18 protein-coding genes are annotated in these 17998 nt (G+C 44.1%); all 18 read right to left on the bottom strand.

Going from position 1 to position 17998, the window contains the following annotated elements:
- Positions 1-3 precede the first annotated feature (3 nt).
- The 18 genes from ICE93_RS04655 to ICE93_RS04570 all read right to left on the bottom strand — a co-directional run bounded on the left by ICE93_RS04655 (position 4) and on the right by ICE93_RS04570 (position 17920).
- Entirely contained in the window at positions 4-1137 is a 1134-nt protein-coding gene (locus ICE93_RS04655; protein WP_216186033.1) for a flagellar biosynthesis protein FlhB, read from the bottom strand.
- Between the two features lie 57 nt (positions 1138-1194).
- On the bottom strand, positions 1195-1788 hold the full coding sequence (locus ICE93_RS04650; protein ID WP_216186031.1) for a tetratricopeptide repeat protein: 594 nt from the start codon (positions 1786-1788) through the stop codon (positions 1195-1197).
- 14 nt (positions 1789-1802) lie between these two features.
- Complete coding sequence (locus tag ICE93_RS04645) at positions 1803-2204, bottom strand: hypothetical protein (RefSeq protein WP_216186029.1); 402 nt, start codon at positions 2202-2204, stop codon at positions 1803-1805.
- Positions 2205-2231: 27 nt separating this feature from the next.
- Positions 2232-3035, bottom strand: a complete 804-nt coding sequence (locus ICE93_RS04640) for a hypothetical protein (protein WP_216186027.1) — start codon at positions 3033-3035, stop codon at positions 2232-2234.
- Between the two features lie 4 nt (positions 3036-3039).
- Positions 3040-4074, bottom strand: coding sequence for a flagellar motor protein MotB (gene motB / locus ICE93_RS04635; protein ID WP_216186025.1), 1035 nt, complete (start codon positions 4072-4074; stop codon positions 3040-3042).
- A gap of 5 nt (positions 4075-4079) precedes the next feature.
- A complete protein-coding gene (gene motA / locus ICE93_RS04630; protein ID WP_215400165.1) occupies positions 4080-4940 on the bottom strand; it encodes a flagellar motor stator protein MotA in 861 nt (286 codons plus the stop codon).
- Between the two features lie 19 nt (positions 4941-4959).
- A complete protein-coding gene (locus ICE93_RS04625) occupies positions 4960-5832 on the bottom strand; it encodes a flagellin (RefSeq protein ID WP_255554690.1) in 873 nt (290 codons plus the stop codon).
- A gap of 10 nt (positions 5833-5842) precedes the next feature.
- Positions 5843-8293, bottom strand: coding sequence for a flagellar basal body rod C-terminal domain-containing protein (locus ICE93_RS04620; protein WP_216186021.1), 2451 nt, complete (start codon positions 8291-8293; stop codon positions 5843-5845).
- Positions 8294-8306: 13 nt separating this feature from the next.
- Positions 8307-8750 carry a hypothetical protein gene (locus ICE93_RS04615; RefSeq protein WP_216186018.1) on the bottom strand — a complete coding sequence of 148 codons (444 nt, stop codon included), beginning with the start codon at positions 8748-8750 and terminating at the stop codon, positions 8307-8309.
- Entirely contained in the window at positions 8750-9874 is a 1125-nt protein-coding gene (locus ICE93_RS04610) for a flagellar basal body P-ring protein FlgI (protein ID WP_304609450.1), read from the bottom strand. The genes ICE93_RS04615 and ICE93_RS04610 overlap by 1 nt, the downstream gene beginning before the upstream one ends.
- A gap of 7 nt (positions 9875-9881) precedes the next feature.
- A complete protein-coding gene (locus ICE93_RS04605) occupies positions 9882-10604 on the bottom strand; it encodes a flagellar basal body L-ring protein FlgH (protein ID WP_216186016.1) in 723 nt (240 codons plus the stop codon).
- Positions 10604-11392, bottom strand: coding sequence for a flagellar basal-body rod protein FlgG (gene flgG, locus ICE93_RS04600; protein WP_216186014.1), 789 nt, complete (start codon positions 11390-11392; stop codon positions 10604-10606). Before flgG ends, ICE93_RS04605 begins: the two co-directional genes overlap by 1 nt.
- A gap of 24 nt (positions 11393-11416) precedes the next feature.
- Positions 11417-12178: a flagellar basal body rod protein FlgF gene (locus ICE93_RS04595; protein WP_216186012.1), complete on the bottom strand. Its 762-nt coding sequence runs from the start codon at positions 12176-12178 to the stop codon at positions 11417-11419.
- Between the two features lie 21 nt (positions 12179-12199).
- The gene (locus tag ICE93_RS04590) at positions 12200-14944 is read right to left on the bottom strand and encodes a flagellar hook-basal body complex protein (RefSeq protein ID WP_216186010.1); all 2745 of its coding nucleotides are present in this window, start codon (positions 14942-14944) and stop codon (positions 12200-12202) included.
- Positions 14945-15001: 57 nt separating this feature from the next.
- Positions 15002-15700, bottom strand: a complete 699-nt coding sequence (locus ICE93_RS04585) for a flagellar hook assembly protein FlgD (RefSeq protein ID WP_216186008.1) — start codon at positions 15698-15700, stop codon at positions 15002-15004.
- A 37-nt stretch (positions 15701-15737) separates the two neighbouring features.
- Positions 15738-16142, bottom strand: coding sequence for a flagellar basal body rod protein FlgC (flgC, locus tag ICE93_RS04580; RefSeq protein WP_216186006.1), 405 nt, complete (start codon positions 16140-16142; stop codon positions 15738-15740).
- The gene (flgB, locus tag ICE93_RS04575; protein WP_216186004.1) at positions 16139-16555 is read right to left on the bottom strand and encodes a flagellar basal body rod protein FlgB; all 417 of its coding nucleotides are present in this window, start codon (positions 16553-16555) and stop codon (positions 16139-16141) included. Before flgB ends, flgC begins: the two co-directional genes overlap by 4 nt.
- Before the next feature lie 294 nt (positions 16556-16849).
- The gene (locus ICE93_RS04570; RefSeq protein ID WP_216186002.1) at positions 16850-17920 is read right to left on the bottom strand and encodes a carbonic anhydrase; all 1071 of its coding nucleotides are present in this window, start codon (positions 17918-17920) and stop codon (positions 16850-16852) included.
- Positions 17921-17998 lie beyond the last annotated feature (78 nt).

Here is a 17998-nt window from a genome sequence, read left to right as displayed (position 1 = left end):
GATTTACAGCAAGGGCCTATTTGGCCTTAGCTGCTCTGGAATGAAATTGACTTCAGGTATTTCACCCTCAATACCACCAGACTGTTTTACCTCATAAGCCCAAGCCAATATTTTGGCAACTGCTTCAAATAGAGACATAGGGATTGCTTCCCCAATCTCCAATTGACTATAAAGATACCGTGCTAGCGGGGGAATTTGGGCAACCGGCACTTCATGCTCTCTGGCCACCTCTTGAATGCGCAACGCAACCAAATCCATTCCTTTGGCAACCACAATTGGTGCAGACATTTTCTCCATGTCATAACGCAATGCCACTGAATAGTGATCCGGGTTAGCTAAGACCACATCCGCGCGTTCTATGGCAGCCATCATCCGTGACGAGGCAATTTGACGCTGTCGTTGACGTAGGCGTTGCTTAATCTCTGGAGACCCCTCGGACTCCTTCATCTCCTGCTTCATTTCCTCAGGACTCATGCGAATTTGCTTACGAAAGTTAAACCATTGCAACCAGCCGTCGCCTACGGCAATCAATAGCAATGGAATCATCAGCAGCAAGAAGCCATTTAATATGAAATAAGAAGTATGTAAAAGCGCAGCATCAAAATCCTGACTCACAATGGACCTGATGTAAACGAATAGACCGGATAAGTAGGCCATTCCGATACCTAAAACAAGGATCGTTTTCAGAATATTCTTAATCAACTCTGACAATGCATTTAGAGAAACCATTCTGCCAAGGCCAGAGATAAAATCCAGACGCTCCATATCAAACTTGGGAGCAAAGTAGGCTCGAAAGTTGACCAAAGATAGAGGTGCAAAAACTGCAACCAACCAAATAGGCAAAAAAATCAAACTCAACAAAAGTAGGACAACAAGAAATGCCCCACCTAACCACTCCTGAATATGATCTAAAAGTTCAATTGGTTTAGAAAAAATAAAACTAGACTTGGTCATTAAAACCAACTGTTGCATTAGCAGAGGACCTGCTGCTATTACAAAAATAATAAATACTGTTAATAGCGCAAATGTTGCTATGTCTCTTGACTGCGGAAGCTGACCCTGTTCGCGGGCACGTAGTATTCGCCGTTCACTCGGCTCTAGTTCCCGTTCTTGAGCGTTATCTCCGCCTTCAGCCAATCTTTACCTCTTTAGAGTACATTTCCATTAGAGGATAAACGATTTGGCGACAAAGACCTAAGGTAAAGCCTTCTTGAGCTTAACTATCATCTCATCGGCTTTTTCTAGCTCTGGAGGGCTTAATTTCGCCTTTAATTGCTTGGCTTCTGAAGCAGCCATTGGATTACCCGAGCGATGAGATAAAACCATCCAAACATAAGCCTGCACTAAATCCACCGGAGTCTGGTTGCCATCCTCATACAGATGTGCCAAGTTGTACTGGCCAGCAGCACTTCCGGCCATTGCCGCCTTCTGAAACCACATAAATGCCATTTGCTCAGAATTTTCTAAGGCAGGACTCTTTTGGTAGCGCACTGCCAACTCCAGCATAGCTTGAATATTACCGCCGTTAGCGGCTCGATTCATCCAAACCCAGCCTTTTTCAACATTTTTACTTGTGCCGATACCCTGTAAATACATTTGCGAAAGGTCGTATTGCGCTTGACTATCACCTGCATTAGATAGTTGCTCAAAGATATGTAAAGCTTTTGTATATTCTCCTGCTTCATAGGCGGACCTTGCTTTACGATAATCCGAGCAAGCAATCAACAAAATGGCCAGCAAGAAAACAAACGGCACTCGTATTATGGAGTGCCAATTGATCATTCGCATAAAACACTTAAATGTTATTTTTTAGCAGGAGCTTGCTTATCTTTACCTGCAGCAGGCTTGTTATCCTCCAAATCCTCCTCATCCTCAGCGGGTGCATCCGACGCTTTCAAATTAAGAGCGGGCGCTATTGGTTCAACACGATAGCTAGCCCCAAGGTCCCCGCCAATCATTCTGGCGTAAGCACCAAAGTAACGACGACTAAGGTCAGGGTAGTAAGGAGCGGTTGCCAAATATCCTTTACTACGAATACATGCAGCGTTATTCATGGAACCCTCGCAACTGGCGACCGCAGAAAGCCTACCCACCTCAAATTGTTCGCCCAAGATAAAACAAAAAATGAGTAGCACTACAGGCAGAATGAACCATAGCAAGACTTTTTTGAGAAGCCCAACAATACGCTCTAATTTTTCATTCATGCTATGCAATCTCCAATGTATTGAGTATTAATGCTGTTGCGTTTTTTTACTTGCAGGCTTTTGCACCAAGTCACTAGGTAACTTTCTCCAAGAGGCAATAGGCTCTTCATTATGCAGCTTTGCATATACCTCAACAATGCGAGAGTCTGCTGGGTTGGCATTCTCCTTCATTGCGTTGTACATCTTAGCGCCATCGATCTTATTGCCTTGATTAATAAATTGTGTAGCGGCAGTATAGTAATAATTAGTTGCTTTATCTTTTCGAGGCGCACCCAGAATAGTTGAACTATATACATTACCCAAATATTGGCAAGCATAAGGGTTTTTTTCTTTAGCCGGAATAGCTAGATACTTTTCGGCAATCAAAAACTGCTGCTTAGCATACCGACGATATACGGTGGCGGTCAAAATAAAATCAGGGTGCGTAATGATCTCAGCTTGGGTGTCGTAGTAAACACCACGCTCGTAGGCTATCAAACCACGATAATAACTTGCCTGAACGTCGCCCTCGGCAGACAACTCATCCAGTTTTTGCAGTATTCGCAGCGCCTCTTTGCTATATCTGAGAACCTCATCTTCAGGCTCAATACATTTGGGATTGCGTACACAAGCGATTGCTACTATAGCCTTATCAGAGGCTTTTTTATAACGTTTATAAAGTTTTTTTGCCTCAGATGGAGGACCTACAAATGGCTCGCTAGAATTTGTTGATCCAGATTTAGATACCACTACTTGAGAAGTCCCTGCTGGGGTATGAGCGTCACTTGCAAAACCTGTCTTGCAAATAAAAGCGATTAATAGAAATAAGCTAAACCTGGAGATTGTGAACAAGGATCTACCTCGCTGGCTTATCCGCAGGCGGGCTTAACTTCGAAGGAATCTCCATTGCTGGCGCCTTAGGTGCATTATCTTTCGATAAGAACTGGGCTGGTGCACGTAAATTGGGTGGAATTTCTTGCGCACCCTTTTCAATAGTTTCGGGCACTTTTTCTACTGGGCGAACAATTGTTTTTTTCTCCTCTTGCTTGGGTTTTTTATTAAGCAAGGTAATAGAAATTCGGCGATTAAGTGGATCGTTCAAATCTTCTGGATTTAGTGGGACAGTATTAGCAAATCCAATTACCTGCACAACCAGGGCAGGATCCAAACCTCCAGCAATCAATTCTCGACGTGCCACATTTGCTCGATCGGTAGATAACTCCCAGTTTGTATAGCCACTCTCGCCATTGCCGAACTTAGCCCCATCAGAGTGACCCTCAATCCGTACCGGGCCGGGAGACATCTGAATCGACTTTCCAATAATTCGCAGTAATCTTCTTGCTGAGACACTTGGCACCGTTCCACCACTACTGAACAAAGGCTTGCCTTTTTCATCAACAACTTGAATGCGCAAACCTTCACTATTAATATCCATAAATACTTGGCCCTTAGCATTCTTGAGCTCAGCATCAGCCTCTATCTTCTTTTGGATATCTTCTTTAACTAATTCATTTTTGGTCTTGTCTTTTCGCGCATTCTCGACATCGGTAACCGAAGAATCGCTGATGCGGCGTTGCTCAGTGTCGGCATCGGCCCGTGACTCCTCGCCCACAGTTTTTGTGATGTTATCTCCGCCGCCTCTAATAATGCGGGTAGCATCACCAGAGCCCTGTCCGCCAGACAATGAAACACGCAATGGATTTTGAAAGTAGGCAGAAATACCTGCCAAATCACCCGCTGTTGTTGATCCCAGCACCCACATCAACAAAAAGAAGGCCATCATGGCCGTTACGAAGTCAGCGTAAGCAATTTTCCAGGCGCCACCGTGATGACCGTGACCACCCTTCTTAACGCGCTTAATGACAATAATGGGCGCGTCGTTCTTAGCCATACTGCTTATTTCCCTTTAACGGCTTTAGTGCCCTCATCGAGCTCAGTGAATGTTGGACGCTGATAACTAAAGAGAACTTTACGACCAAACTCTACTGCCGCTGCAGGAGGGAAATTATTTAAGCTGGCAATCAAAATTGCTTTAACCGCCATGTAAGCACGGCTATCAGCCTCTGCGTTTTGCTCAAGCACTTTCGCTACCGGGGAAACAATAGCGTATGCGAGCAAAATACCCAAGAAGGTTCCCACAAGAGCCGCGCCAATCAATTTACCCAGTTCAGCTGGAGGCAAACCAATAGAACCCATGGTATGCACCACCCCCATAACCGCCGCCACAATACCGAACGCAGGCAAACCATCGCCGACGTTAGTAACTGATGCTACTGGGATATGGGTTTCCTGATGATGAACTTCTAGTTCCTGTTCCATCAAACTCTCAATCTGAATTACATCGAGAGAGCCGCCTAACATCATGCGTAAGTAATCGGTAATGAAATCGACCAAATGATGGTCTTTCATAATGAGTGGATATTTTTCAAAAAGAGGGCTTGCCTCAGGCTCCTCAATATCACCTTCTAAAGACATCAAGCCATCACGTTTAATTTTTTGCAAAATCTCGAACATGAGGCAAAGTAAATCTAAGTGCATCTGCTTAATGTTGCCCTTGGATTTAAATGCACCACCCAAGGCAGAAAGCGTCTTTTTTAGATTAATCATGCTGTTGGAAGCAATCATGGTTCCAACAGCAGCACCCACAATGGTTAAAACCTCCGTTGGCTGCCATAAAACCATAATATGGCCACCATGCAAGGCATAGCCTCCCAGGGCACAAGCAAGCGCAATAATCCACCCTAAAGGAATATTCATACTTCGATCAACTCAGTTTTTATAGTTTAGAAAACAAGTTACTTTGTTGCAGTCTAGCAAACATTGCCTGGGCTGCATTAAGTAAGGTCTGAGCTCTAGTATAAGACGCTGTGGCTGCCGCCATGTCGGTATCCAGAAGGGCTGACTGGGAAGCGGCCATTTGGGTGCCAAAAGCGGTCATGGCGTTCCTGGCGTTATCCACCTGGGCAGCTACTCCACCGCTTCTCTGCTCGGCCATGGTTAGCTGGTCAAAAGAGGTATTTAAGCCATCCGAAACCAAGGTAGCAGCCTTGCTCGGCATGGTTCCAGTTGCCATTTCCCCTAAATAAGTCACAAAATTATTGATATTTTTGTACAAAGAGGAGTTTTCTGGATAAGTCAAATTGCCGTCTGTCCCGAAGGCTCTTTGGAAGCTTACCCCTGATTCGACCATTACATTAGGCTCAATTTGAACCTTGTTAATCTCTGCTTCATTATTAAAAATAGGGTTTCCAGTTGCATCCCTAGCTGTCATTTGAGTTTTTATCGTGTCGCGTATCTGCTCAGCTTGAACTTTCAATGCAGCAAAATTTGACTTATTGAGCGCACCACTTTGCGACTGCACAAACAGCTGTTTTAAGCTATTCATCTCGTTAATCATGCTATCCATTTGGGTTTGGGCATTGGCATGACTACTCATCACAAAATTTTGATTCGTCTTAAACATTTCCAGACGAGAAATATCAAAGTCTAGACGAACGCCCCGCGATACTGCATAGGCATTATCCGACGCTTTACTGTATTGTTTGCCGGATGTGACTTTTTGGTTCCATGACATTGCATCTGCCAAAGCATTATCCATGCCCTGAACCCCCGCATCTACAACCTGATTTGAACTAAATCTTACGCTCATCATTCACTCCTTAGTTCATGATTGATAGAAGGGTATTAAACATTTGATTTCCCGCTTGCAATACCTTGGTAGAGGCCGTGTAAAGCTGCTGGTATTTCAATAGATTTGCAGCCTCTTCATCTAAATTAACGCCAGACACGGAATCACGCTGCGCTTTTAAATTTGATAGAACAACATCATCTGCTTTTTGATTGCTTCTCCAGGTCGCAACCTTAACACCAACATCATTAACTAAATTTGACACCGAGGTTCCAAATACAGCACTAAGCTTTTGAACTTCATTCGCTTTCTCAGAACTAATTAATGGGGTATTGCCATTAAAGTAGCTCGCAAAATTGCTCGGAGCCAAAGAAATAAAATTGCTAGCATTTAAACCGTAGTTAACAAGCGGATTAGAAATCCCGCTAACCCGCACTTTTTGACCATTTAGGGCGGCTGCAATATTCTCTTTTGTATCTTGCGCACTATTTAAGGTAATACCAGCCGATACCTGGATTTTTTTAGCATCAAAATACCCAGCAATCGTAGCAGCCGTTTGAACTGGAGTACTGGAATCAGAAACTTTGAATGAAATACCGAGTTGATCAAAGTTTAAAGTCTGCCCTGCAGACACACCATTTCCAACCACAATTGTTTGTCTTTTTCCATTTCCTGCAAGAGTCAGATTGGAGCCATTAACGCTAAACGTATATTCACCAGCTTTGACGCCACCCAGTACCGATAACTCAGAAATTGTTTGGGTTGGGTTGATTGCAGGCAAAGTGGTGCCGGCTTTAATATCCCCTGTAGATACTCGAATGTTACTGAAGTAGGTAGCGATATCACTGGCAGATTTAACAGGAACACTAGAGTCGCTAACCAAAAAAGAGATGCCCATCTGGTCAAAATTAAGAGTTTGTCCAGCGCTAGCGCCAGGCATCACTGTTATTGTTTGACTACCGCCAGCAGCGCTTGTTAACGTGAGCTTATCACCTACGCTAGTAAAATTCAGCTCACCAGGTAGCACATTATTTTGTATAGTGACATTAGAAATTGTTTGGGATGCAGGTCCACCAATTGGTAGGGTGGCATTGTTTCTAATCACGCTCGAACTACTAACCGCACTCAGAGAGGGGCTTGTATTAGCCAACTGCAAAGTAATGCCCAACTGATTAAAATCAAGGGTTTGCAATCCGCCGGATAAACTGTTTACCAATGAAACTATTTGTGATTTTCCAAAGGAATCTGAGAGTCGCAATTGGCCATCGCCAAAGTTTGTTATCGTGTAGTCGCCTGCTAGAGTGTTTGTTGAGGCAGTCAAAGAGGTTACTTTAGTGTAGGATCCAACACTACTGCCAACTTTAATGTCGCTGTCTGAGGATATTGCATTACCTAAACTACTATACAGATCCAGTAGATCATTTTCACTTGCAATCGCCGGTAAATTTCCAGTTAAATCATTTGCGGCAAGACTCGAATAAGTCTTATCGGCAACCTTAAATCCAAAGATTGCTAGATTTGTAGCAATACCAGGACTCGTTTGTGCTGCACTATTTGCTACCTTTACTAAACCCATAGCAACCGTATCAAGGCGTTTTTGTATGCTTGGTACAAAGCTATTTGTTAATTCCAAAAGAGCGCCAGCCTGACCGCCCTCTAGGGTCTGCACAGTTTGTAAAAAACCTTTATTTGGCCCATTTTGCAAATTAAATGTTAAGGCAACATGCTGTTGATCTGCATTTACAGTTACCTTGTTCGCAATTGCTCTTTCAACAAGCGGCATGCCTGCTACAAGCTGTGTTGCCGTTCCGTCAGAATTAATTAGACTTTGTCCACCAACTAATTTTTGTAACTGAGAAAGCAAACGATCACGTTCATCTAATAAATCAGCAGATGGCGCTGAAACCCCTGGGCTATTACCATCAACAATCTTTTGATTAATATTAGCGAGTGCAGGCAATAAGGTATTAACTTGTGAAACAGTTTCATTTAGTGAGCTTAGGGCATCACTTTGAATCTGGTTTACCAAACTACTCATTCCAGTCATGCGCTGCGCTACGGCATTAGCAGTACCGGTAATTGCCCCAGCCATCGCTTTATTTGTAGGGTCTGCAGCATATGCGCCCATAGCATTGAAAAAGTCGCTGATAGCTGAATTTAACCCCGCTGATTTATCTGCCACCAGACTATCAACTGAATTTGTGTACTTAACTAGGGTGTCTGAATAACTTGATTTTGCTTGTTGACTCAACAACTGCGCGCCAATCAATGATGAATATTGACGGGTGAACCCTTCAACAGCAAAACTAGACCCATTTAACATCAGTGAATTAGGCGCCAGCGCGTCCATAATTGCATTTGCATTGCGACGAGAATAACCCTCTACCGAAGTACCCGCTACGTTTTGCGAAGTCGTCAAAATTCCTGCTTGTGCAATGTTCAAGCCAGATATTGCTGATTCAGTGATGGAGTAGATTCCCATTGTGCTTCCTTACTTATTTCGCCGTTCCCAGAAAACCATCAGGCCTTTTGAGGGCGTTTAAGGTTTCGGGCGAGGCAGCACCTTCTCTAGGCGCATTTAATGGTCTAACGGCAATTTCAGCGTTTCCGATTAGTTTTCCAGCATTTACCTGCTGAATGAGTTGCTCGGCCATTTTGGTTGCAAAACCGATGCCATTACCCCTAGAGAGCATGTCTGCCACATTGTCATCCATGATTTCTAGATAAGATTTAGAGCTATTGCTAGCCTCGTCGGATCCACGCAAATTCGTACTTCTGACGGTACTTAACATTTGACGGATCAGCGTACGCTCAAACCCCTGGGCGGCTTTCTTAAGCTTATCTTCACTCGTCGAAACCGGGACATCGATCTTGGCAGGCATTAATAGTCTTGCACTATTGTGATCAATTGGCGCCGAAATGGCATTAGAGCTTGACATTAAATCACCTCCAACTCAGCTCTTAGAGCTCCAGCAGATTTTAATGACTGCAAAATAGAAATCAAATCTTGCGGGGTGGCACCCATCATATTAAGCGCCTTGACTACTTGATCAAGCGATGCACCCGATGGGACAGAAATCAAACTGTTTTCTTTGCCGCTATCATTCAAGGTTGCTGTATCTTGAGTAGCAACTGTTGTCTGTCCGCGACTAAATGGCAACGGCTGACTTACTGTTGGTGTTTGTTGAATTTTTACAGTTAAATTACCGTGCGCCACCGCAGAAGGTGATAGCTGCACCGCTTGATTCATAACCACAGAGCCTGTTCGTGAATTAAGAATGACTCTTGCAGGACCACTCACCATTGGCACATCCAAATCTTGTAAGGCGGCCATAAATGCAGTACGTCTTAGCGGCTCAACCGGCACCCTTACATTTAATGTCCTTGCATCGACAGGCAAAGCAGTTCCCAAGCCAAATCTTTTTCCAATTGTTTCAGCTGTTCTTTGCATTAGAGAAAAATCCGCTCTGTGCAAATCAAGCTGTATAAATTCATCGGCGAGCAAAGAAGGTACCGCCTTTTCAATTAATCCACCCGATGGAATGCGCCCAGCATTCAGATGGTTAACCGATGTGGCTGCCCCACCCGTAGCCGCCCTGGACCCACCAATAACTAGATTGCCTTGAGCTTGCGCATAGACCTGTCCGTCAGCTGCTTTTAGAGGTGTCATCACCAACGTACCACCTTTCAAACTAGTGGCATTTCCCAAAGAAGAGACAGTGATGTCAATTTGCTGTCCGGGACGAGCCAAAGCTGGAAACTCAGCTGTCACCATTACTGCTGCAGTATTTCGAATTTGAGTTTGACCACCGCCCTGCGGAATCGTAACGCCCAGAACACCAATCATTTGCAAAACACTTTGTAATGTAAATGGAGTTTGTGTAGTTTGGTCGCCAGTACCATCCAAACCAACAACCAATCCATAACCAACTAACTGGTTTGAACGTTGCCCAGCAATGTCTGCAAAATCTTTGATGCGGTCGGCAAAACTATTGCCCGAAAACATTCCAAGACTTACTAATATCAGCAAGCCTTTTTTTAGCGAGAATGTTGACATATTCATGATCAAATTAGAACGGCGCTAATTTCAAGAATAGTCTTGTGAGCCAGCCAGTGCCCTGAGTGTCATCTGTTGCACCTCTGCCGCGGTATTCAATACGTGCATCAGCCACCTGCTGAGATGAAACTTGATTAAAGACTAAGGTATTAGGATTTACCACTCCACCAAAGCGAATGATTTCTTCTTCATTGCTGACCGCAACCTGCTTCTCACCAGCCACCACTAGGTTGCCGTTGGAAAGCACCTCAACAACGGTAACTGTAATGGTGCCCGCAAAAGTATTACTTGCTGCACTTGCACCTGTGCCCTCACTTTTTATATCACCAGTTCCACCAAAGTTCGCAATGTTAGCAATACTAGTGTAGGGGCCAAATGACATTGGTCCAGTATTAGAGAAGTCAGATGCTGCATTAGCTTTTCTTGCAGCAGACATACCACTATTCTTAGCCGCACTCGTTGTTTCATTGAGCACTACAGTAAGCGTATCACCTACATTACGTGCACGACGATCCTCAAATAATGGGCGATGACTCACTGCATTTACATATGGACCGCCAGAGTTTGCAGGATAAAGACTTCCCATATTTGCAGATGTTTCCTGAATGGGGCGAGGTCTCGCAGTCACTGGAGTCGTCAATAATGATGGACGGTCGGCACTCGCACAACCCCAAAGCACTATTGCACTAAAGATTAGCGCTATATAGTGACGATATTTTTTAGCCAGTCCGCTCATTACTGTCCCATATTACTTACACGTTGCAGAATTTGGTCTGAAGCAGTTACTGCGCGAGTATTGATTTCATAAGCACGCTGTGCAGCTATCAAATTAACCAACTCTTCTGCTACGTTGACGTTTGACTGCTCAATGTAATACTGATTTGTTGTGCCCATGCCGTTCGTACCAGCAATATTGTTTTGGGCTGTTCCCGATGCAGGAGTTGGAATAAAGTTACCGCCACCAAGCGCAAACAACCCTGCTGGGTTTACAAAGTTAGCCATAGTAATTTGGCCAGCGGTAATTGCAGTTTGATTACCCTGCAATGTATATTGAACAAGACCTGCCTGGTTAATAGTTACCGATGTCGCATTTGCTGGAATCACTCCCGCACCCGCAACCACATTACCTGAGGATGTCACAATCTGACCAGTTGCACTTTTACTGAATTGGCCGTTTCTGGTATAGGCTAATGTTCCATCTGCCAGCTGAATTTGAAAATATCCATTACCCTGAATTGCTACGTCCAGCTGATTACCAGTCTGTACTAATGTCCCTTGAATATTGTTCCGCTCTGTTGATGTCACCGCAGCACCAGCACCGACTTGTAATCCAGTAGGCAATAAATTCTGAGCATTTGCGGCCGATCCCGCGGTACGTAAAGTGGTATACAGCAAGTCTTGAAACATTGGCTGTACACGTTTAAAGGCTGTAGTCTGAGAGTTCGATAGGTTATTGGTAATAACATCTAAATTGAACTGCTCTGCATCCATCCCAGTCTTAGCGATCCATAGTGAGCGTATCATCTTTTCTCTTTTTCTTATTTATTATTAGGCGCGTGAAAGGGACAGTAATGTTGTTGCTGATCGCGCATTCTGATCTGCAAAGGTAATAGACCTAGTATTCAAATCAAACATTCGACTTTGGTCGATCATTTGAACCATAGCTAGTGCCGGGTTGTTATTACTTAATTCAAAGGCGCCCTGCACCACTCTGACTTTAGGGTCTGCGGCCGCCTGTTCACCTGGAATATCAAATAATCCATCAGCCGCTCTTACTAAGCTCTCCGTATTAGGATTGACTAACTTAAGCTTACCTGCTTGATTAAGATATTGATTTCCTGGAATCTGGGTATATACAGCACCATCCTCAGCAATTTGTACGGATGCACCAACTGGAATCGTAATCGTGCCACCCGTACCAACGACTGGAATATCTTTTCCAAGCATGAGCAATCCTTGCTCATTAGTCATGAATTTGCCTGCTCGTGTGTACGCCTCTTGCCCATCAGGACGACGAACCACGAACATGCCATCACCTTTAATTGCAACATCCAATGAATTTCCAGTAGTTTGAATTTGCCCCTGATTGAAATTACTTCCCGGAGTTGTATCAACTACAAAAACCCTTGAATCAGCTCCATTGCCTCTAAATGGCTCACCATCACCCTTTAGTGGAACAGCCCGAAACGCGCTAATCACCTCACGGAACCCTGGCGTTAAAGCGTTTGCCAGATTGTTCGACGTCACAGCCAACTGCTGCGTTGCAGAAGTTGCTCCTGTCATTGAGGTATAAGCGTAGCGATTAATCATGATTACTCAGTCAATTCACTCTTATCTACCAATATTGATAGCATCATCAATTAAGGTTGCGGCCATGACTTTAGTCGCTTGTGAAACCGCTGAATACTGACGTTGCAATACCATCAATCTCACTAATTCTTCAGTTAAATCAACGTTAGATTGTTCAACAGCTTTTGATCGAATTGCACCTAAAGTTCCATCACCCGGGAAACTTAGCAATGGATCACCTGAAGCGGATGACGCCTCGTAGGTGTTATTTCCATTTGGGATCAATCCTTCCAAATTATTAAAATAGGCTAATATCACTTGTCCTTTGACTACAGATTTACCGTTGTCATATTGCGCAACAAGCTTTCCGCTATTGTCAATATTGAAAGAGGCTAGCTGTGACGTAGCTGATCCATCCTGATCATTTGCGTAGGTTTGGCCAGCTGATGAATATGCGGTCATATTGGTGCTTTTTAATGTGAATTGCACCACACCACCATTGTTTGTTTGACCCCAACCGTTTCCTGATCCGCTAGAAGCATCGATCTTAAACTGTGTATCAAATTGAGGCGTTCCAAATGCATCTCGCGATAATGAATCAAGATTTTTACCGCCAACAAAAGCCACTGTGCCTAAAGAAGTTTGTTCATCAGTGAGGATGCCGCCAATTTTTACTTTAGTAATAGCACTTCCAGCGGCATCTTGTCCAACTGGATTTCCATCTAAAGTTGCAAATACTGCATAGCGATCAACGTTCACTACATATTTTGGCGTACCATTACCTGCTTCACTAACTTGCGTGAGGGACAGATTGGTCCCATCTGATAGCTTGAGGTTGTATGTCGAACCTCTTGTTCCCTTACCTGCCGCAATTTGAGTATTTAGCCCGCTAATAGCTATTGCAAAGCCAGACCCAGTTCCGCCTACCGAGTTTGGATCCACTGACAATGTATCTGTTGATTTATATCCAGTTCCGCCATCGGTCATGGTAACTTTCGTAACCAATCCATTTGAAATCACAATTGATGCCTTTGCGCCAAAACCAGTGGCTGATCCAGTAAGCGGTACATCCTCATAAATTCCATCGGTATACCCTGTGCCAGCATTAGACGGTGCTGCAGCCAATGTCTTGATCCCGGCTCTTTTTGCGCCAACAACTCCCTCGAATCCACTTCCATTGCCATTACCAATGCTTGCTGCTGCAATACCTAATGTGTCGGTAGGCAAATATCCAGTGCCCCCATTTGTTAATGCAACATGAGCAACCTCCCCAGCAGAATTTACGGTAACTGTTGCCAAAGCTCCAGTACCAGATCCGCCAGTCAACGGCACATTTTTATAAGTAACAATGGCAGGCGCATGACCTGTCGCATTCGTGAGAGCCCCCAGTGTTGCAGCCGGTCCTGTTGCACCTCCACCAGAAATTGTTGCGATAGGTACCGTGATATTTGACCCGCCATAACTTCCGATTGCAGAATCTGCAATTGTTAAGGTATCACCAGCCGTATACCCTGTACCAGCTGTGGTAAGCGTCACAGTTGCCGTTCCATTGGCCGAGACAATTACCTGTGCTTTTGCACCTGTACCCGTACCCCCAGTCATAGATACGTTAGTGTAAGTGGTTGCTCCATATCCGCTGCCACCGGTAAGAGCTAACTCTCCAATACCGTTGGTAATTGTGGTGTTAATAGGGATTGAGAAACCAGACCCAGTTCCGCCGACCACATTTGGCATGACACTTAAAAACTCACCAGCTTTATACCCTACCCCTGAAGCTGTTAGCGTAACATCAGTAACGTTACCACCTGCACCAACTACGATGTTTGCACGTGCACCCTGTCCAGAGCCTCCAGATAGCGCTACATTTGAATAAGAACCCGGCAAATAATTAGAGCCCCCTGTTATTCCACCAAAAGTACCAATTTCTGAATCAAGGGACTCTGAGCCACCGCTAACGTAGGTTAATACCGCATTAGAAATTGTTTCAGTAGTTCCGCCCGTTGCTGCCAACGGCTTAGAACTTGTAGCAATTTTGTTAGTTTGCTCACCAGCTAAAGTAGTTCCCAAATCTTGCTGCGGAGTAAATGTAAAGGTTGTACCACTGCCATCTCCCTGCAACTCAAGGTTTGTTGAATGCATTTTTTTGTAATACACAGCCAAAGTGTGCGCCAAGCCTTTGTCGTCATATACAGTCTGGGAGGTAGTTTGACTGTAACTAGTAGGCTCAGTTTTATTAAATGCGTTCCCAGTAATTGAATTCACGCGATTGTCTAAATTCAAATTAATGTTTGAATTTTTTGTCGCCTGCTGCGCAAGTGGAGATTGATCAAGAATCAAGACAGACTTTGAGCTGGAAATAATTTTTCCTGACGCATCTGCCGGATAACCCACCAAGAACATTCCGTTTTCATTGACGATACGATTCTTGTTGTCAACCGCAAACTGGCCGTTACGAGTAAATTGGAATTTAGTTGGATTTTCTGTTGGCACAGTGCCATCCACAGTCTTGGCTAACATAAACATACCTGGTCCAGTAATCGCCATATCTAGGGGATTTTGAGTGTTCACCACCGTACCATAGCTACCAGTTCTGCGAATCGCCATGCGATAAGAACCCATACCAGCACGATCGACAGACTGAGGATCTTGAGCTCTAAAGAATTGATCGGAGAATACATACTCCCCCGACTTATAGCCTACGGTCTGAGCATTCGATATGTTATTACTGGTAACGTCAATTGCTTCGGAGGCTGATTTCAATCCTGATAATCCGATTCCATATCCCATTTTTATTTCCTCTGTCTATCTGTGTTTATTCTGTTTATTAATGCTAATTACAATTAATCAACTAATCCATTGCTGTACATCTGAAGAGCTAATCGCTCTACCATCCAAAAGATTTAATATTGCATCGCCATTGCTACCCTTGGTTACTGAAGCGACTGCTGACGCCACATAAGCTGTCGGGTTTTCTGTTGCATTGTCTGAATTTGTACCGGAGAGGCTTAAGTAATACATACCTGCTGGAACAGTGCTGCCACTAGCATCCTTGCCATTCCAAATAAAATTCGACATTCCAGCATTTACATTCCCGAGATCTACGCTATTGACCACATTGCCACTTGCATCAGTAATCGTCGCCACTACTGATTTCAATGGATTAGTTGCATTTGCTCCAAGCATCACTTGGTTTGTGCCATCGAATGCAATTCCATTACCAGCAACTACCGGACTATGACCAATCAAGGCAGCTTGATTCATAAAGTTCACACTTTGCATTTGCGCAAGCATGGCAGTCATAGAAGTATTCATATTGCTCATACTGCTTACCATGTTGAGCTGCGACATTTGTGATGTCATAGTCGATGCATCCATTGGTGCCATTGGGTCTTGATTCTGAATTTGAGCAATTAACAACTTTAAAAAATTTTGTGTTTGCTCTGTAGCAGAACCACCTGGCGTGGAGCTTGAGGTTGCATCAGCAGGCTTATTCGCCGTAGCTGGGTCGTAAACTCTGAGTCCGCTTAATGGATCGGTTGCCATGATTTCCTCTTATCTCTTACTTTGCAGGCGCTACTATTTACTTACCTAAATCTAAGGTCTTTAACATCAACTGACGTGACACGTTCATTGCTTCCACATTCATCTGATAAGAGCGTGACGCTGAAATCATATTCACCATCTCCTCCACCGGATTTACGTTTGGCATCTCAACATAACCAGCAGCATTTGCCTTTGGGTGTCCAGGTCGGTATTCAATCCGCAATGGAGCATTGCTCTCAATAATCTTGCTTACCTCAACACCAGCACCAGGCTGCCCCGGTTTATATACAGCACTAAATTCCACCTGACGAGCACGGTATGGACGACCATCAGGTCCAGATACGCTTTCTACGTTGGCAATATTGGAAGCGGTCGTATTAAGCCGCAAAGACTGAGCAGTCAATCCAGTAGAGCCAATATCAAATGCACCCAATAAACTCATGAGGCCTGTCCTGTAATAGCCGACATACGAGAGCGAATTGTGCTACCCAACATATTTAATGCGGACTCTGTAAAAACAGAGTTCTTGGTAAATTCGCTTAACTCAAAATCGCCATCTACCGTATTACCATCCATCGATGGTTGATTAGGAATGCGATAGAGCAAACGTGGATCATCCTGAGGCGCCTTGCCCTGAATATGTCCTGAATGGGTAATAGACAAACCAATCGCATTAGATGGTGAAACACCTTCTAATTGAGCCTTTAGTACGTCAGCAAAGCGTATATCCCGCGCTTTAAAGCCCGGGGTATCAGAATTTGCCAAATTATTACCCAGCACTTGCTGACGGAAAGTCCGCAATTTAAATGCGGTTTCACCAAAAGTAAGTGGGTCGTACTGCGGCACTGCGTTCATTTAATCTCCTCCCTATTCGGGGACGATGACACCTGAGGGGAAAGTCCTCACGTATGAATATGCAAAGACCGTGCCAAAGTCGATTTTTAGAAAAAAGATAAGTGATCGCTAACCTATTTAGACATGAACCCTCTTGAGTCTAAAACTTAAAAAATAGAATAAAAACAATAAAAAAGCCCTATTTCTAGGGCTTTAATATAGTAGGGGGCAAATTTTGCCGGGTTTAGCTTCGTATGAACCCCTAATTTTTGGCAAATCCTGCCAAATCATGACTTATACAAACTTGAAGAACCTCTAGCTTCCCCGAGTTTCTTTGATTAAGCGATCACCTTTAGGCTGCAACGGGCGCGCATTCATAGGATAAATACGGTCAAAGTTCTTAACCTGCTCTTCACTTACATAAATAGGGTTTTTCATCACAAACCAGAGAACATTCTCGCTACAAGGCGGAGTAGTTAAAGAACCCATGTATGTGAAATAGCTTCTATCTGCTGGCAATAACTGATTTACATCGATTATTACGCCAGGCATTTCAGTTTTACCCTTGATTAATGGCACATTATTCCAAAGCGTCTGAATCATAGGATTTTCTTTAACAGCTTCATCCCCAAACCATGACTTTCTTGCTGGACTTGGCTTCTTTGTACTCATTAATACCCCAACCACAACTAAACTACCATCGTGATGCTGGTGCACTAGGTGTGCCACCATGTCAGTGCGATCACCATTAATGGCCTCTTCGCTCGGTTTATGAAAATGGAATTGAACCAAGCGATATTGACGACCATCAACAAGCAAATTACTGCCTTCACCGTAGTTGACCATAACCGTATGTCCATTATCAACAATAGACAAAGGGGATGGTCTGTAGAGAAACTCCAAAGGAGCCAATTCCGCTTTAACAGCCCGATCGATATTAATATTGATCGGGGACTGAGTCTTACCTTTCGAGCATGCTAGATTATCTTTACTAAGATTTCCCCAGTTTTCAGGACCGCCAGGGCCATCCACATAAGACCAATGCACATCGTGAGCATCTTTATCGACTGGTTTTGCAGCCGCTTTCACAGCCTTAGGTTTATCAACGGGCTTACTTTCGCTCGGCGTCGCACCAGCAGGCAAATCACCAGTACGAATAACAATGTCCCCAGAACCCTTGCTAATCTTTTCAAACAAGGCTTTGCTCATTTGATCGTCACCCGCAGCAGGAGGCGGCACCTTTGCTTTAGGTGCTGCCGGAGCTGAAGCTGTTGCTGGAGCAGGAGCGTCATGTGAATCATTGGAGAACGCATTACCTGTAATAAGCAAGCTAAAAAGGGCGCAAGCTATACCGATAAAACGTGGAGTTTGTGAGATTGTTTTCATAAGTTCGCTAACGGCTTTTGTAGAGATAGTGTTTATATTGCCATATAAATCAATGCTTAAGCCAAACAAATAAGCATC

This window comes from Polynucleobacter sp. MWH-HuK1 (assembly GCF_018881815.1).
Lineage (GTDB): Bacteria > Pseudomonadota > Gammaproteobacteria > Burkholderiales > Burkholderiaceae > Polynucleobacter.
The sequence above is the reverse complement of the archived record's forward strand: the minus strand, read 5'-3'. Positions and strand labels throughout refer to the sequence as shown.

Coding starts and splice junctions, on each gene's coding strand:
- ICE93_RS04650 (WP_216186031.1), bottom strand. CDS start 1,788: ATGCGAATGATCAATTGGCACTCCATAATACGAGTGCCGTTTGTTTTC.
- ICE93_RS04595 (WP_216186012.1), bottom strand. CDS start 12,178: ATGATTAATCGCTACGCTTATACCTCAATGACAGGAGCAACTTCTGCA.
- ICE93_RS04620 (WP_216186021.1), bottom strand. CDS start 8,293: ATGGGAATCTACTCCATCACTGAATCAGCAATATCTGGCTTGAACATT.
- ICE93_RS04645 (WP_216186029.1), bottom strand. CDS start 2,204: ATGAATGAAAAATTAGAGCGTATTGTTGGGCTTCTCAAAAAAGTCTTG.
- flgG (WP_216186014.1), bottom strand. CDS start 11,392: ATGATACGCTCACTATGGATCGCTAAGACTGGGATGGATGCAGAGCAG.
- ICE93_RS04585 (WP_216186008.1), bottom strand. CDS start 15,700: ATGGCAACCGATCCATTAAGCGGACTCAGAGTTTACGACCCAGCTACG.
- motA (WP_215400165.1), bottom strand. CDS start 4,940: ATGAATATTCCTTTAGGGTGGATTATTGCGCTTGCTTGTGCCCTGGGA.
- flgC (WP_216186006.1), bottom strand. CDS start 16,142: ATGAGTTTATTGGGTGCATTTGATATTGGCTCTACTGGATTGACTGCT.
- ICE93_RS04590 (WP_216186010.1), bottom strand. CDS start 14,944: ATGGGATATGGAATCGGATTATCAGGATTGAAATCAGCCTCCGAAGCA.
- flgB (WP_216186004.1), bottom strand. CDS start 16,555: ATGAACGCAGTGCCGCAGTACGACCCACTTACTTTTGGTGAAACCGCA.
- ICE93_RS04615 (WP_216186018.1), bottom strand. CDS start 8,750: ATGTCAAGCTCTAATGCCATTTCGGCGCCAATTGATCACAATAGTGCA.
- ICE93_RS04570 (WP_216186002.1), bottom strand. CDS start 17,920: ATGAAAACAATCTCACAAACTCCACGTTTTATCGGTATAGCTTGCGCC.
- motB (WP_216186025.1), bottom strand. CDS start 4,074: ATGGCTAAGAACGACGCGCCCATTATTGTCATTAAGCGCGTTAAGAAG.
- ICE93_RS04605 (WP_216186016.1), bottom strand. CDS start 10,604: ATGAGCGGACTGGCTAAAAAATATCGTCACTATATAGCGCTAATCTTT.
- ICE93_RS04625 (WP_255554690.1), bottom strand. CDS start 5,832: ATGAGCGTAAGATTTAGTTCAAATCAGGTTGTAGATGCGGGGGTTCAG.
- ICE93_RS04610 (WP_304609450.1), bottom strand. CDS start 9,874: ATGAATATGTCAACATTCTCGCTAAAAAAAGGCTTGCTGATATTAGTA.